Genomic DNA, 15,004 nt, shown 5'->3' with positions numbered 1-15,004 from the left:
GGCTGCTACCCGACCGGCCCGGCCCGCGCGGAAGCACCGGCCGATCGCATCCCGAACCTGCCCAGATCGACCGGGACACGGACCGACACCAGCACGTCCTCGCCGTCGATGCGGCACGAGACCACCTCGGCGGACGGACGTTGCGTTGCAGCCAGTGTGCGGGCGGCCGCGCACGGGTCGGACTCCCCCGCGACGTGATCAGCGGCCGCCGCCAGAGCGGACAGGTCAGCGGCCGCCTGGGCACGGTGACGGGCGAGCACGGCGGCACCGACGTAGATCACCATGATCAGAACCGCTGCGAGTGCGGCGATCGCGAACGCGCCCAGCACCGTCGCATTGCCCTGGTCGTCGGACGCCACCCCGCCGACGGCTCTCATGGTTCGACGCCCGGTGCGAAGACCACGTGATCCTCCCCCCGCGGTTCCTTCGCGGCGACGGCCTGCGCCGACACCGCCAGCCCGGGCAGCAACGCCACAGAGGTGCGCACCCGAGCGACGACCCGCTCACCTTGGACCGAGACTGTCACCACCGCCCCCTCCCCCGCCATGCGCTTCGCGACCTCACCCGCCGAATCGTCGCCTGCCGCAGTCAACCGTGCTGCCTCGCGCGCGGCGTCGGTGCAGCGGATCTGAGCCGTCACGCCACCGATCGCACCGACGGCCAGCAGCACCGCGACCACGAGCGCGGCGATCGCGTACGCCGCCTCGACGGTCGCCATCCCGGACTCGTCCCGACCGATCCGAGCCAGACGAATCCTCAACTCACGCAGGCGCATCAGCCCACCGAGGTGTTGAGCGCCTTCCCGATGATGCCGGTCAACGCACTGACGATGTTGTCGCCGGTGATCACCGTGTAAAGGATCGCTCCGAACGCCGCTGCAGCGATCGTTCCGATGGCGTATTCCGCCGTGGACATGCCGTCCTCGTCGGCGATGAGGCGCGTGGCGTGCGCACCGGCACGGTCGAAGATTCGAGAAAGGTTGTGGTTCATGAGTTCTCCTGTCGAGTCAGTCGGCCATCCGGCCCTGCACCTACTTGGACGCATCAGGCGTCCAATCGGATCCACCGATTTCCGGCTCCCGCAAACTCGCCACGAATGGAGCTACTCACGACCCCTGGGGGTGGTGGATCTGCCGAAAAATGGTGGGTTTACTCGACGGCGGAACGCATCTCGCCCGGACGGACGATCAGGCCGACGACCAGACACCCAGCTCGTTGCCGCTCGGGTCGGTGAAGTGGAAACGGCGGCCGCCCGGAAAGTCGTACGGACCGTTGACGATTTCGCCACCCGCCGCACGCACCTTCTCCACCGTGGCGTCGAGGTCCTCGGAATACAGAAGAACCAGCGGGCCGCCTCGGGCGGGCGCCGAATCACCGAGCGCGAGACCACCTGCCTCAGGCGAACCGGCCCCGCCCGGTCCGACGATTCCCGCGTAGCCGGGGCCGTAATCGTTGAAGTCCCAGCCGAATGCATCGCCGTAGAACCTGCGCGCCGCCGTCATGTCGGTGACCGTCAGCTCGACGTAGTCGATCGCGTGATGTCGATGTCCGTTGTCCGCCATGACCCCAGTGTGCTCGCGGGCACCGACAGATGTGAGCGCTCTGCGCGCAAACCCACCACGGATGGAATATCCACCCCCATCGGAGGTAGAGGATCTGCCGAAAAATGGTGGGTTTGCTCGACGACGTCAGAACGCGCCCAGGACCGTCGACGCCAGACCCACCACCACCGGCACGATCCCGAGACAGATGAACGCCGGCAGGAAGCACAATCCGAGCGGGCCACTGATGGCGACGCCCGCTCGTTCCGCCGCGGCCAGAGCATCGTCGTGCGCGCGGCGTCGAACGTCGTCGGCCAGTTCCGCGAGTCCGCCCGCCAGCGACGAACCGGCCCGAGCCGATCGCCTGGCCAGGGCGGCGAGGGCTTCGAGATGGTCGTCGCCCGAGGCCTTCGGGGCGGGATCGGCGTCGAGCAACGCCGACCATGCCGCGTCCGGATCGGCGCCGAGCTGCAGGAGGTCGGCGACGCGCGCGAGTGGCCGGGCGAGCGACGGCGGGGCACGACCGGCGACGACGGCGGCCGCGACTCCCACCGGCAGTCCGGCGCGCAGGCACACGGCGAAGAGGTCGAGGGCGGATGCCACGGCGAAGGGGTCCTCGCGCGGCGGACCGGCACCCAGCCATCGCGGGGAGCGGTCGGGGCCCGGCGGTGGGTCGATGACGCGGTACAGCCTCCAGCGTGGTCCGGGCCAGATCATCAGCCCTGCAGCCAGCGACGCCACTGCGACTGCCACTGCGGTCACCGAGCCAGCACCTTTCCGGTGATCCGTTCGGACCAGGCGACTCCGGCCGCGGCCAAGACCGTCCCGGCCACCAGCAGGATGCCGCCGAGACCACCGCCGAGGAACACCTGGATCGGACCCGCGCCGGTCGCCTGACCCAATGCGATCCCGAGCAGGGGCAGCCCGGCCAGCACCATGGCGGTCGCGCGGGGTCCCGACAAACCCGCACGTGTGCGGTCGGCGAATCCCCGGCGTGACCGGAGGTCGGCTCGCAACGCGGCCAGCATGTCGACCATCGGCAGGCCGTACTGTTCCGCGGTCTGCCAGGCGACTCCGATCCGACGCCACGACGCAGCCCCCGAACCGACATCCGAACCCGGCGTCGTTTCCGGCCCCGGCTCCCCTCCCTCGATCGCCGACCCGCCGAGCGACGCGCGAGACGCCATCGCCTCGAGCCCGTCGGCGATCTCCGAACATCCACGCGGGTCGCCGACCGTGCGGCGGCGCAGTTCGGCGGCGGCGACCTCGCAGGCGTGGACCGGGGGTGCTCCGACGGAGAGCTCCGCGATCATCAGAGACAGCGCCAGCAGCAGATCGTCGAGCTGACGATCGAACTTCTTCTCCGCCTCCCGGCGTCGTCGAATCCACACCACGACGGCCACCACGATCGCAGCCGCGACCGCGGCCGGTAACCCACCGACCACCACGACCGCGGCCGGTGCACCTACGGCGAGCAGCACCGCCGGGTTCGACGACCGGGCGGTGCGGGATCGCCCGACGACCACCCGCAGGCGCCGACCAGCGGGCGGTGGTGACCACAGCAGGACACCGAACCCGAGGGCGGCCAGCAGCGGGGTCAGCGGTGGAATCGACATCATGCCGACAGCCGCCGCGGCGCACACTCGTCCCCGAGCTCGTGGTTGTTGTCGTCGTCGAGTCGGCGATGACTCGCGAGCATCGCGTCGAAGAGGTACCGATGATCGGTGAAACCGCTGTCGCGCAACCAGATCGGAACAATATCGATCCGTCCGTCAGGGGCTCGCCGTACGACGCCGATCTCGACCAGCCCGCGCGACCCGTCGGCCCTGCGCGAGACGCCGAGCACCATCTGCAGGGCTGCCCCCAACTGGCTGTGCAGCGCGTCCCGGCCCATCCCACCCAGTGCGGCAAGGGCTTCCATCCGCGCGGGTACCTCAGAAGTCGAGTTCGCGTGCACCGTACCGGCGCTGCCGTCGTGTCCGGTGTTGAGTGCGGTGAGCAGGTCGATGACCTCGCCGCCGCGCACCTCCCCCACGACGATCCGGTCGGGTCGCATCCGGAGCGCCTGCCGGACGAGTGCCCGCACCGGAACCTCACCCACCCCCTCGACATTCGCCGCGCGCGCCACCAGCCGCACCACTTGAGGGTGCCGAGGCGCGAGTTCGAGGGCGTCTTCGACACACACGACGCGCTCACGGGGATCCATCGCACCGATCAAGGCGTTGAGCAGCGTCGTCTTACCGGATCCCGTACCGCCGATGACCAGAAACGAGAAGCGGTGACGCAAGATCTCCCCGATCATCCCGACCACCTCCGCCGGGATCGTGCCGCTGTCGATCAGACTCGGCAGGTCCTTCGATGCCGACCGCAACACCCTCAGCGAGATACAGGTCCCGTCGGCGGCGAGCGGCGGGATGATCGCGTGTAGACGGACCGTGTATCCGCGGCGGCCGACATTCGACAACTGCCCGTCGACCCACGGTTGGGCGTCGTCGAGGCGACGCCCGGCGCTCAACGCGAGACGCCCCGCCAGACGGCGGACCGATGCCTCGTCGGGAAAACGGATCGTCGTCGTCTCGAGTCCGCGTCCACGGTCGACCCACACGTCGTCGGGTCCGGCGACGAGGATGTCCGCGATGTCGGGTTCAGCGAGGAGGGCCTCGAGTTTGCCTGCGCCGGTGAGTTCGGTCTGGAGGAAGCGGAGTGCCGCGAGCAGGTCGGTGTCGCCGAGTACGCCGCCGGCTTCGGCGCGAATCGCCTCGGCGATGACCGCGGGACTCGGGTCGGCGGCGTCCGCGGCCAGGCGAGACCGGACGCGTTCGAGCAGGTCGTCGTCGGTGCGTCCCGGTGTCACGCCGCCGTCCCCTGCCCGGCGACCCTCGTGTGGACGGCGCGGGCGGCACGACCGAGTGGGCTGCGGGGTCGAACACGCAGCGGGCCGCCCTCGAGCCGGACCGGGAGACGCGGGTCCGGCCGGAATGCAGCGATCAGCGGCAGACCGATCGCGTCGGCGACCTGGGCGGGGCGTAACCCGCCCGGCGACGGACCTCGGATCACCAGTTCGACGGAGACCTCGTCACCGATGAGACGGCCGACGACACGCCGCGCCGCGGCGCAACCACCGACCGAGGGCGCCGAGACCAGCACGACGAGATCCGCCGACGCGATCGCCGTGCGGACGACGGGGGTATCGGCGCGAGGAAGATCGAGCACTACCAGATCTCCATGGGTCTGACCTGCGTCGATGACCGCGGCAACCGCATCCGCTTCCGGTCCGTGGGTCGGGAGACGCTCGGAGGTCAACACCGCGAGACCGCTCTCCGCACGTGGGAGGGCGTGGTGCAGTGCCGTTCCACCGACGACCCCGCCGTCGAGGGTGAGGTCCTGCCAGCGCAGTCCCGGACGCTGCTCGATCCCGAGCAGGAGGTCCGCGCCCGGCGCGACCTCGTCGAGATCGAGCAGCAGGGTGGGGGCTCCCCGCCCGACGCTGGTGAGAGCCACCGCGGCGGCCAGCGTCGACGCACCTGCACCGCCGTGCGCGCCGATGACCGCCACGACCCCGGCAGGCCGGCGTCGTGGCACGCGCACTTCCGTCAACGCCCTGACCAGGCGACTCTCGCCGGACGGCAACGCGGCCGCGTCGGTCGCGCCGAGGTCCATCGCCAACCGCCAGGTGTCGGTCTGTGGTTCGTCGGCGCTGACCAGGATCAGTCCGTCACGACGCGGCGGATGAATGAGGGAGAGGACCGCGATCGCGGCCGGATCGGCAACCACCGCCCGGGCGGTGAGCCACTCCCGGCGACAGTCGTCGGCTCGACCGAACACTGTTCGGTAACCGGCGGCCGCCGCGCAGCGCGCGACGTCGTCGTGCAGGTCCGGGTCGACGAGAACGAGCAAGTCATCGGGCATGCGTCGATGTTGACGCGGAGAAGGCACCATCAGACGGCGTTGGCTGCACCTGTGGAGACAACCGAGCATGCTGTGGATCGAATCCACAGCGTCTCGGACGGGTGGGGTACAACTGATCTCAGGCTGCCGACCCCTAGATAGAAGACAACCCCGGCCAGGGGGGGAGGAGGCCGGGGTTGTCGCGTTTCAGCCCCGGGGGGTCGGGCTGAAAGGCGCCGGTATCAGAACCGGGTACCGACGACTATACACACGGATTCGGATTCTTTGCAAGTACAACAATCCCATTTCGCAAATGTCCGTTCTGCTCTGCCGGACCCCACGACGGCAATACCGGCCACGGCACCGATCGCATTTCCTCAAGGAAGATTGCAGTCGGTGAATTCCGGACGCACCACGACGCCGACTGGCGTCGCGAGCGGCCTCCGCCGCCCTGATCGTCATGACGAACCAGCACCCGGCCGGCAGCTCGAGGGCTCCCGCACGACGCGCTACCCGCACACGCACAGAGCGTCGAGTGCCGGCCTTCGGAGTTCCGAATGCGCTGCCCTGCAGCACTTCCCGCCGATTCGGAGAAGTCGATCAACATTTGGACACCGATCACTTGATGTGACCGCGATCACGGTGTACAACAGTGGTACGGAAGTTCGGAAGGCCAAGCCCGATCCGGAAGAGAAGGACCGAGCCCCCACGCCGAGCACTTCCCAGCACGGGCGGCAAGTACCCACGCGGAGCACGCCGCATAGAGGCAAAAGCGTTGTGCGCCTGCGAAATCGCGACCAGGAGAAACGATCGCCACACTTGATGCGCCACAGCCTTCCCCCGACGGTAGACAGCCCGGGGAGAACGGCCCTGAGATGGCAGCACGTGGACGGTTCGGGCGGCCTGACTCGCGTTCCCTCGCCGAGGCGGTGACCACAACCCACCAAGCACGCTTGGTAACTTGAGTCCGTGCTACGCGGGCGGCAACCTCGTCGGTAACGACAGGGAGGCCGCCCGCAGTGCTGTCCGGGGCCGGAACGTACTACCCCGCCCGGGCCGCATCTGCAATCGACTTCGCCTCCGCTGCACCGGCTTCGAGCGCCTCGCAGCAGAACACGAGCCAGTCCCGCAGTCCGTCCGGACTGCCCGAGGCGAACGCCGCGGACAGCGACCGATACTCCGCCACCCGCTTGAACCAGGTGACCTCCGGGACGCCCAGACAGTGGGGGTCGAGTCCGGTCGCCGCACCGACCAGCCTCGACGCGGCACGTGCGACCACGCCGTTGGCCGTGGGGAACGGCTCGAGCCCGAGAAGCTCCCCGTGCACCACCGCGGTGAGCACCGGCGCCGGCACAGATGTCGCACCGGTTATCAACTGCCCCAACAGGTCGAGACGTTCTGCAACATCCGTCTCAGCGCGCGGTCGGCCGAGCTGATCGGGATCCTCGACCAGGTCAGCCGCCGCCAGAGTGTGTAGCCGCGCAAGCGCCTGAGCAGGGGCGCGTCGGACCACGCCGGTCAGGATCTCGAGGGATTCCCCGTCGAGCGCCTGGGACACACGCATCGCGCCGGCGAGAATCGGATCGTCGAAGTCCCCGTCGCGTCGGAGTTCGACACTTCCCCCGTCGATCGCGGCCGACGAACGACCGGCACGCCACGATGCCTCGGTGGCCGTCTTGTCCCATCCGCGCAGGTTTGCGGGGTGCCGGTGCACCGCGGACAACGCGTCACGCGCCCGGTCCGCCGCATCGGCCACGCCCGGAAGGTCCAGTAGCGGAGCCAGAGGATCGTTGGTCACGCCCCGACGATAGTTGCGCGAACACATCGCGTGTTCTCGGGACCCGATTCCGGAGCCCCGAGGCCATGACGATCGGCTCGCGACGGAAGTGGTTCAACCGACCGACAAAACCGAAACCACATCGAGTGGCTGCGCCGAACCATCAGCGCGCTTATTGTTAGTGACGGTTTCGGACATTTGTCCTAACCCATTCCCGTGGGGTCCTCACGGGCCACACCGACGCTTTCTGCACAATCACGGGCGACCGCTCATCGCGGCGGAGCCGCCGCTCATCGCGAATCGATCACGCTCGGCGGAGCACCGGTACCCGGTTGCAACCTGACGTGACTACGCTCACATCAGCGATCCGTCATCCCGCCGGGTCACCTTTTACTGTGGGTTGACCCGCCGTCGAGAAGCGAAAGGCTCATGTCACCGATGTCTTCCACCACCGTCCAGGCGTACCCGCCGTCCGAGGAGTTCGCCGCGCAGGCCAATGCCTCCGCCGAGATCTACGCCCGTGCAGACGCCGACCGACTCGAATTCTGGGCGGAACAGGCACGCCGTCTCGATTGGGCCACCGACTTCACCGACACCCTCGACTGGTCGGACGCCCCGTTCGCCAAGTGGTTCGTCGGCGGCAAGCTCAATGTCTCGGTCAACTGCGTGGACCGGCACGTCGCCGCAGGCAAGGGTGATCGTGTCGCCATCCACTGGGTCGGCGAACCCGGCGACACCCGCGACCTCACCTACAGCCAGCTGCTGGCCGAGGTCAGCAAGGCCGCGAACTACTTCGCCTCGATCGGCCTGGAGGCCGGCGACCGCGTCGCCATCTACATGCCGATGGTTCCCGAGGCCCTGATCTCGATGCTCGCGTGTGCGCGTCTCGGACTCACCCACTCGGTGGTGTTCGCCGGCTTCTCGTCGGGCGCGTTGCGCTCCCGCGTCGACGACGCCGAGGCGAAGCTCGTCATCACCACCGACGGCCAGTACCGCCGCGGTGAGCCCGCTCCCCTCAAGACCCACGTCGACGAGGCGCTGGGCACCGGCGTCGACGCCGCGAAGTCGGTCGAGAAGGTCCTCGTCGTCCGTCGCACCGACCACGACCCCGACCTGAACTGGGTCGAGGGGCGCGACGTGTGGTGGGAGGACACCGTCGACCAGCAGTCCGACGTCCACGAGCCGGAGGCGTTCGACTCCGAGCATCCGCTGTTCCTGCTCTACACCTCGGGCACCACCGGCAAGCCCAAGGGCATCGTCCACTCCTCCGGCGGCTACCTGACCCAGGTGAGCTACACCTTCCACTACGTCTTCGACCACAAGGAAAGCCGGGACGTCTTCTGGTGTGGCGCCGACATCGGCTGGGTGACCGGCCACTCGTACCTCGTCTACGGCCCGCTCTCCAACGGCGCCACCGAGGTCGTCTACGAGGGCACCCCCAACTCGCCCAACGAGCACCGCCACTTCGAGATCATCGAGAAGTACGGCGTCACCATCTACTACATCGCCCCGACCCTGATCCGCACGTTCATGAAGTGGGGCCAGCAGATCCCCGAAGCCCACGATCTGTCGTCGATCCGCCTCCTCGGCAGCGTCGGCGAGCCGATCAATCCCGAGGCGTGGAAGTGGTTCCGCCAGGTCATCGGGGGCGGCAAGGCACCGATCGTCGACACCTGGTGGCAGACCGAGACCGGCGCGATCATGATCTCGCCGCTGCCCGGTGTGACCGAGACCAAGCCCGGCTCGGCGATGAAACCGCTGCCCGGCATCAGCGCGAACATCGTCGACGACGCGGGCAAGCCCGTCAGCGCAGGCGAGCAGGGCTACCTCGTCCTCGATCAGCCGTGGCCGGCGATGCTGCGCGGCATCTGGGGTGACGAGGAGCGTTTCCGCGAGACCTACTGGTCCCGATTCGCCGACCAGGGCTGGTACTTCGCCGGTGACGGTGCCCGCTACGACGAGGACCACGCCCTCTGGGTCCTCGGCCGCGTGGACGACGTGATGAACGTGTCCGGCCACCGCATCTCGACCGCAGAGGTCGAGTCGGCCCTCGTCGGCCACTCCGGCGTGGCCGAGGCCGCGGTCATCGGCGCCGCCGACGAGACCACCGGTCAGGGCATCGTCGCCTTCGTCATCCTCCGGGAGGGCGTCGAGAACACCGGCGACGAGCTGATCGCCGAGCTGCGCCAGCAGGTGTCGGTGGAGATCTCCCCGATCGCCAAGCCGCGCGAGATCAACGTCGTGCCGGAGCTGCCCAAGACGCGATCGGGCAAGATCATGCGGCGCCTGCTCAAGGATGTCGCCGAGGGCCGCGAGCTCGGCGACACCTCGACGCTCGTCGATCCTGCGGTCTTCGAGGCGATCCGGGCGAAGAAGGCCTGATCCTTCGAGACGCTCACTCCACGAGGGAACGGACAGCGTCGTGCGCCACCGGTGAACGCCTCACCGGTGGCGCATCGCGCGTTCCGGGCCACTTCATCGACGCCTCGCCGGGTGGGCCGCCACCTCGCGAGCCCGCGCATGGCAACATATGGCATCAGCCGAACAACGGAGGATTCTGTGAGCCCCAACGAGCACGGCCTGCCCGAAGCGGGCCGGGACTCCGTCCCATCGATCCCCCGGGACTCCGTCCCCTCGATCCCCCGGGACTCCGTCCCCTCGATCCCACTGTCCGACGCGAACGCCGGCCCGAACGGTGAGCCGAGTATCGGGAGCCTGGTCAAGGACGCCACCGCGAGTGTCTCGACGCTGTTCCGGTCCGAAGTTGCCCTGGCCAAGGCCGAACTCGTCGGTGAGGCCAAGAAGGCGGGCGCGGGAACGGGTCTGCTGATCGTCGCCGGCGTGATGGCGCTGTACTCCAGCTTCTTCTTCTTTTTCTTCCTGGCCGAACTGCTCGACGAGTTCGTGTGGCGCTGGCTGGCGTTCCTCATCGTCTTCCTGATCCTGGTCGTGGTCACCTGCGTCGCAGCCCTCGTCGGGTACATCTTCTTCAAGAAGGTCCGTGGCCCGAAGAAGACGATGGAGTCCGTCAACGAGCTGTCCTCCGTGCTGCCCAACCGCGGCTCCGACCATTCGCAGGCCCCGGCGCATCCGAGGATTCCTCCCGCCCGCGAGGGCTGAGCATTGAGCGAGGCACCTGACCCCTCGAGCGTTCGTCTTCCCGGCGACTGGGAGCACCTCGACGTCCGCGCCAACGGTGTCCGGTTCCACGCAGTCGAGCCGGCGGGGCTCCCCACCGGCGACCGGCCGCTCATACTGCTGCTGCACGGCTTCGGCGAGTTCTGGTGGAGCTGGCGACATCAGCTGAGAGCACTCAGCGCGGCCGGCTTCCGGGCCGTCGCAGTCGACCTGCGCGGCTATGGCGACACCGACAAGCCACCGCGCGGCTACGACGGCTGGACCCTGGCCGGCGACACCAACGGTCTCGTCCGAGCTCTCGGACACACCAGTGCGACACTCATCGGGCACTCCGACGGCGGCCTGGTCTGCTGGGCGACAGCGACCCTGCATCCCCGCGTCGTCGACCGGATCGTCGTCCTCGCCTCGCCTCACCCGCGGGCACTGCGCCGGCGCGCGCTACGTGACCGGGCACAGCGATCACAATTCCTGAAGCCCTTCCTGCGCAACCAGATCCCGCGCCTCGGAGAGCGGCAGGTCACGCGGGACGACGCGGCGTTCATCGCCGACTACTTCGCACAGCGCTCGTCGCCGGCCTGGCGCGCCGAACCCGACTACGCGCAGACGGTCGAACTGAACCGGTCGGCGATGCTGATCCCGTATGTCGCGCATTGCAGTCTGGAGTACCGGCGCTGGGCATTCCGCTCCCAGTTCCGGCCCGACGGAATGCGTTTCATGGAGCTCATGGACCAACGGCTGCATCTGCCGGTACTCGCGCTACGCGGCCGCGACGACCCGTACATCCTGAACGACGCCATGGCCGACGGCCACCGGTGGGCGGCGCACCAGACCTACCGGCAGATCGAGGGCAGCGGACACTTCGTGCACCAGGAACAGCCCGCGGTGGTGACCGAGGCGATCCTCGACTTCCTCCGTACGAAACCGGAAGCGACCAACGACGTCGCCGCGAAGAAAGCCCGGCGGATCAGGCCAACACGCACCTCTTGGTACTCACGCGATCGCTTCGCCGCTCGGATTCGTCGAAGTCGGCACGCACCTGACGGGCGGTGAGCACGAAGCCGGTCTCGTCGGCCGCGTTCTCCGCCGCACCGAACACGACGCCGAGCACCTCGCCTTCTGAGTTCAGCAACGGCCCACCGGAATTGCCCTGCCGGATCGAACCGCGGACCGCATAGACCTCACGCGTGACCTGGCCGGTCCGGTAGATGTCGTCACCGGTGTGCATGAACGTCGACCGCACCCGCAGCGGACTGATGTAGAACGGACCGGCCTCCGGGAAGCCGAGCGCGATGGCGTCGTCGCCGGTCGATGCGGGCCGTGACGCGAACTTCAGGGCGGGGGCCCGCAAGCCCGGGACATCGAGGACGGCGATGTCGTTGTCGCTGTCGAAGAGGACGACCTTCGCGGGCAACCGTGCCCCGGTCGAGGTCTCCACCTCCAGACGCTCGGTCCCGGCCACGACGTGGGCATTGGTCATCACACGCTCGGGTGAGACGACGAAGCCGCTGCCCTCGAGGGCCTGACGGCAACTGGGTGCGACACCTTCGATCTTGACGACGCTCGGCCTTGCCTGGCGGACCACGGGCAGGCCGGCCAGTGCCGGGTCCGGAGGGTCGACGTTGGTCGACGGCGAGCTCACGAACGGGAACTTGGGAAGCCCCGAACTGTCGAGGAGGGCCTTGAAATCGCCGGGCAGATCGTTGACCCACTGCGGCGACAGCACCTCGACGCCGGTCAGGATCTTGGAGTCCCGCACCGCGCCGGCGATCGCCGGGTCGGCGGAACCGCGCAAGGGGATCGCGAGCAATCCCGCCGCCAGGAGAACGGCCACCACCTGGAGTATCGAACCGACGCCGCTGTCGATGGCCCGCAGCCCCGGCGACCGGATGCCGCCACGTGCGGCGCGACCCAGCACCATGCCGGCCACCTCACCGATGACCACCAGCACGACGAGGACGAGGATCCCGACGAGTACACGAACCTGTAGGTCGTCGAACCGCTCGATCAGATGTGGCGCCAGCAACAACCCGGCCACCGCACCCAGCGCAACGCCGATGAACGCCAGCGCTGAGGCGACGGCACCGGATCGGTAACCGCTGATCGCCGCGAGGAGCGCGATGCCGATGACGATGACATCGACCCAGGTGGAGCCCGTCATCAGCCCGCACCCGGTTCGCCATGGGTGTCCGGGTCGACCATCCCGCGCGGATGGACGGCGCTGAATCCCGATTCCTGACGGTTGCCGGCGCGTTCGATCATCTCGTCGAGCGGCCGGATGTCGTTCTTGTCCCAGGGCCTGTCCCAGCCGGATGCCTCGCTGATGGCCGCGATGAGTCCGCCGGTGAAACCCCAGACCAGCAGACCGTCGACGAAGAAGGCCGGCCCCTGATAGAGGCGACCACCCATCACCGAGCGACGCACCTGGAAGCGGTTCTCGGGCGCGAGGAGCTCACGCAGGTTGATGCGGTCGACGCGGGCGGTCTCGCCCGGGTCGACGACGCGGACCTCACTCGGCTCGTGCCACCAGCCGATGACCGGCACCACGTCGAAGCCCGACGGCGGGACCGGAAAGGTCGGCAGGCTGGCCAGGATGTGCACGCCCGATGCATCGAGTCCCGTCTCCTCCCGGGCCTCGCGCAGTGCGGTGCCGACCGGGAAGTCGTCACCCGGATCAGCGGCACCACCGGGGAATGCGACCTGCCCGCTGTGCTGACGAAGCGTCGACGCACGTTCGGTCAGCAGCACCTCGGCATCGGCCGGAACGCCGCCGGGATGATCGTCGGCGGCCTCCCAGGAACCGGAGAACAGCACGAGGACCGCAGCCGCGCGACGGTCGCGCAGAAACATCTGTGCCCATCGCGTGCGGTCTCCCCCACGATTGTTGACGCTCTCGGAAACGGCGGCGACGTCGCTGGTCAGCAGATGCAGCCACGGCGGGATCTCGTCGTGATGTACGAGCGGACCGACGTGCGGGTGATCGTTCATACCGTCACGTCCAGGTACTCCTCGACCGCGTCGGCGATCTCCTGCGGACTGTCGAACACCCCGGGATACACCTTGGCGATCGAGCCGTCGGGACGCAGGAAGACGGTCGACGGGAAGACGCGCGGCGCGGTGATGGCGGCGGCCACCCGGCCGTCGGGATCGAGCACGGACGGCAAGCGAACTCCGATCTCGGTGAGCAGTGTCAGCGGGAAGAACGGGTTGGTCCCGCCCTCCTTGGCATGGAGTGCCAGCACCGTGACGCGGTCGCCGGCGCGAGCCGCGAATTCCTCGAAGTAGGGCAACTCGGTCTTGCAGGGTCCGCACCATTGCGCCCACACGTTGATGACGAGCGGCTTGCCCGCGGTGGCTGCGCCGATGTCGTACGGCGCGCCGGTCCCCAGACACGGTTCGACGATCCCGGCCAGGACCGAACCCGGGCTCTCCGGCAGTCCGGTGACCGGGCAGTCGGCGAGCGCCGCGTCGGTGCGTGCCTTCGCCACGCGCGCCTCGTCGACCGGCGCGTCCAAGGGCCGGAGACCGCTGGCCGACGGCGGTGCGCCCGTGGTCGGCGATGGGGCGTCGCCACGCGGCCAGATCGCGACGATGAGCGCGACCATCACGATGACGAAGACGAGGGTCCAGCGCGCAGCGGCCGGGAAGCGGGAGGCCGGGGGCGCGGGAGGTCGGGGGGAATCGGCGGGCTGCGGAGTCGCCGGTTCGCTGGTGGTGTCGTTCACGGCGCGGCGAGTCCCGCCAGTCGGAGCAGGTGGTCGGTCTCCGGGCCCTTGACCAGTGCGGCGGCCTCGGCCTTGTCCATCGGACCCGTGCCCACCGCGGGGCAGTCCTTGGCGAGGATGCACACGCCACAGGCCGGTTTGCGGGCATGGCACACACGCCGGCCGTGGAAGATCACGCGGTGTGACAGGTCGGTCCACTCCTTGCGCTCGATCAGCTCGCCGACGGCGTGCTCGACCTTCACCGGGTCCTCTTCCTCGGTCCACTGCCAGCGCCGGACGAGTCGTCCGAAGTGCGTGTCGACGGTGATGCCGGGGATCCCGAAGGCATTGCCCAGGACGACGTTGGCCGTCTTGCGGCCGAAGCCGGGTAGCGACACCAGGTCCTTCAGGTTGTTCGGGACCTCGCCGTCGTAGCGCTCGACGAGGGCCTGGCCCAGTCCGATGATCGAGTTCGCTTTGTTCCGGTAGAAGCCGGTGGAGCGGATCATCTCCTCGAGTTCGGTGCGGTCGGCCTCGGCGTAGTCGCGGGCGGTGCGGTACTTCGCGAACAGCGCCGGGGTGGTCTGGTTGACCCGCACGTCGGTGCACTGCGCCGACAGGATCGTGGCCACCGACAGCTCGAGTGGGTTGGTGAAGTCGAGTTCGCAGTAGACGTGCGGAAACGCGATCTTGAGGGTGCGGTTCATCCGTCGCGCGCGTCGGACCAACCCGAGGGGGGTCTCCTGCTTGCGTGCCGGGGCCTGACCCACCGACGCAGCCTTCCGTGCGCTCACGTGATTCAGGTTAGCGATGTGCTGGGCGAACTCCGCTCATCACGGCCCACGACGGTCGCGCCGAACCGTGGGGTCGGCGGCATCACCCCAGGTCAAGGACCTCATCACGACGGCGGTGTGAGCTACGTGGCTCGACGGGCCGAGATGAGGGACACAACCTACGGTC

General features: G+C 68.7%; 16 protein-coding genes. 3 read left to right on the top strand and 13 right to left on the bottom strand.

What is annotated here, in order from left to right:
• Window positions 1–5: 5 nt before the first annotated feature.
• From NWF34_RS19040 to NWF34_RS19000, 9 genes are all read right to left on the bottom strand, one after another.
• Window positions 6–377, bottom strand: coding sequence for an Rv3654c family TadE-like protein (locus NWF34_RS19040; RefSeq protein WP_024499538.1), 372 nt, complete (start codon window positions 375–377; stop codon window positions 6–8).
• Complete coding sequence (locus NWF34_RS19035; RefSeq protein ID WP_024499539.1) at window positions 374–775, bottom strand: TadE family type IV pilus minor pilin; 402 nt, start codon at window positions 773–775, stop codon at window positions 374–376. Before NWF34_RS19035 ends, NWF34_RS19040 begins: the two co-directional genes overlap by 4 nt.
• Window positions 775–990 (bottom strand): DUF4244 domain-containing protein, encoded by a 216-nt coding sequence (locus tag NWF34_RS19030; protein ID WP_258325800.1) that lies wholly within the window; start codon window positions 988–990, stop codon window positions 775–777. The genes NWF34_RS19035 and NWF34_RS19030 overlap by 1 nt, the downstream gene beginning before the upstream one ends.
• 196 nt (window positions 991–1,186) lie before the next feature.
• Window positions 1,187–1,561 (bottom strand): VOC family protein, encoded by a 375-nt coding sequence (locus NWF34_RS19025; RefSeq protein ID WP_024499540.1) that lies wholly within the window; start codon window positions 1,559–1,561, stop codon window positions 1,187–1,189.
• Between the two features lie 126 nt (window positions 1,562–1,687).
• The gene (locus tag NWF34_RS19020; RefSeq protein WP_258325799.1) at window positions 1,688–2,302 is read right to left on the bottom strand and encodes a type II secretion system F family protein; all 615 of its coding nucleotides are present in this window, start codon (window positions 2,300–2,302) and stop codon (window positions 1,688–1,690) included.
• Window positions 2,299–3,156: a type II secretion system F family protein gene (locus NWF34_RS19015; protein WP_375295692.1), complete on the bottom strand. Its 858-nt coding sequence runs from the start codon at window positions 3,154–3,156 to the stop codon at window positions 2,299–2,301. Before NWF34_RS19015 ends, NWF34_RS19020 begins: the two co-directional genes overlap by 4 nt.
• Window positions 3,156–4,394 (bottom strand): TadA family conjugal transfer-associated ATPase, encoded by a 1,239-nt coding sequence (locus NWF34_RS19010; RefSeq protein WP_258325797.1) that lies wholly within the window; start codon window positions 4,392–4,394, stop codon window positions 3,156–3,158. The genes NWF34_RS19015 and NWF34_RS19010 overlap by 1 nt, the downstream gene beginning before the upstream one ends.
• On the bottom strand, window positions 4,391–5,449 hold the full coding sequence (gene ssd, locus NWF34_RS19005) for a septum site-determining protein Ssd (protein WP_258325796.1): 1,059 nt from the start codon (window positions 5,447–5,449) through the stop codon (window positions 4,391–4,393). The genes NWF34_RS19010 and ssd overlap by 4 nt, the downstream gene beginning before the upstream one ends.
• Window positions 5,450–6,470: 1,021 nt before the next feature.
• On the bottom strand, window positions 6,471–7,226 hold the full coding sequence (locus NWF34_RS19000) for a hypothetical protein (RefSeq protein WP_006435085.1): 756 nt from the start codon (window positions 7,224–7,226) through the stop codon (window positions 6,471–6,473).
• Window positions 7,227–7,643: 417 nt separating this feature from the next.
• Between NWF34_RS19000 and acs the strand changes: the two genes are divergently transcribed.
• The 3 genes from acs (at window position 7,644) to NWF34_RS18985 (ending at window position 11,393) form a co-directional block, all read left to right on the top strand.
• Window positions 7,644–9,587: an acetate--CoA ligase gene (gene acs / locus NWF34_RS18995; RefSeq protein WP_024499546.1), complete on the top strand. Its 1,944-nt coding sequence runs from the start codon at window positions 7,644–7,646 to the stop codon at window positions 9,585–9,587.
• A 177-nt stretch (window positions 9,588–9,764) separates the two neighbouring features.
• Window positions 9,765–10,325, top strand: coding sequence for a phage holin family protein (locus NWF34_RS18990; protein WP_269551551.1), 561 nt, complete (start codon window positions 9,765–9,767; stop codon window positions 10,323–10,325).
• A gap of 3 nt (window positions 10,326–10,328) precedes the next feature.
• The gene (locus tag NWF34_RS18985) at window positions 10,329–11,393 is read left to right on the top strand and encodes an alpha/beta fold hydrolase (RefSeq protein WP_024499548.1); all 1,065 of its coding nucleotides are present in this window, start codon (window positions 10,329–10,331) and stop codon (window positions 11,391–11,393) included.
• Here the strand turns inward: NWF34_RS18985 and NWF34_RS18980 are convergent.
• From NWF34_RS18980 to nth, 4 genes are read right to left on the bottom strand one after another with little or no spacing between them, the layout of a single operon-like run.
• Complete coding sequence (locus NWF34_RS18980; RefSeq protein ID WP_024499549.1) at window positions 11,308–12,501, bottom strand: MarP family serine protease; 1,194 nt, start codon at window positions 12,499–12,501, stop codon at window positions 11,308–11,310. The genes NWF34_RS18985 and NWF34_RS18980 overlap by 86 nt on opposite strands.
• Window positions 12,501–13,328 carry a CoA pyrophosphatase gene (locus NWF34_RS18975; protein ID WP_258325795.1) on the bottom strand — a complete coding sequence of 276 codons (828 nt, stop codon included), beginning with the start codon at window positions 13,326–13,328 and terminating at the stop codon, window positions 12,501–12,503. Before NWF34_RS18975 ends, NWF34_RS18980 begins: the two co-directional genes overlap by 1 nt.
• Window positions 13,325–14,065: a TlpA disulfide reductase family protein gene (locus tag NWF34_RS18970; protein WP_258325794.1), complete on the bottom strand. Its 741-nt coding sequence runs from the start codon at window positions 14,063–14,065 to the stop codon at window positions 13,325–13,327. Before NWF34_RS18970 ends, NWF34_RS18975 begins: the two co-directional genes overlap by 4 nt.
• Entirely contained in the window at window positions 14,062–14,838 is a 777-nt protein-coding gene (gene nth / locus NWF34_RS18965) for an endonuclease III (protein WP_258325793.1), read from the bottom strand. Before nth ends, NWF34_RS18970 begins: the two co-directional genes overlap by 4 nt.
• Between the last annotated feature and the right edge of the window lie 166 nt (window positions 14,839–15,004).

Source organism: Gordonia sp. GONU (assembly GCF_024733855.1).
In the GTDB taxonomy this organism is placed as follows: Bacteria; Actinomycetota; Actinomycetes; order Mycobacteriales; family Mycobacteriaceae; genus Gordonia; species Gordonia amicalis.
The sequence above is the reverse complement of the archived record's forward strand: the minus strand, read 5'-3'. Positions and strand labels throughout refer to the sequence as shown.

Coding starts and splice junctions, on each gene's coding strand:
- NWF34_RS19040 (WP_024499538.1), bottom strand. CDS start 377: ATGAGAGCCGTCGGCGGGGTGGCGTCCGACGACCAGGGCAATGCGACG.
- NWF34_RS19035 (WP_024499539.1), bottom strand. CDS start 775: ATGCGCCTGCGTGAGTTGAGGATTCGTCTGGCTCGGATCGGTCGGGAC.
- NWF34_RS19030 (WP_258325800.1), bottom strand. CDS start 990: ATGAACCACAACCTTTCTCGAATCTTCGACCGTGCCGGTGCGCACGCC.
- NWF34_RS19025 (WP_024499540.1), bottom strand. CDS start 1,561: ATGGCGGACAACGGACATCGACATCACGCGATCGACTACGTCGAGCTG.
- NWF34_RS19015 (WP_375295692.1), bottom strand. CDS start 3,156: ATGTCGATTCCACCGCTGACCCCGCTGCTGGCCGCCCTCGGGTTCGGT.
- ssd (WP_258325796.1), bottom strand. CDS start 5,449: ATGCCCGATGACTTGCTCGTTCTCGTCGACCCGGACCTGCACGACGAC.
- acs (WP_024499546.1), top strand. CDS start 7,644: ATGTCTTCCACCACCGTCCAGGCGTACCCGCCGTCCGAGGAGTTCGCC.
- NWF34_RS18980 (WP_024499549.1), bottom strand. CDS start 12,501: ATGACGGGCTCCACCTGGGTCGATGTCATCGTCATCGGCATCGCGCTC.
- NWF34_RS18975 (WP_258325795.1), bottom strand. CDS start 13,328: ATGAACGATCACCCGCACGTCGGTCCGCTCGTACATCACGACGAGATC.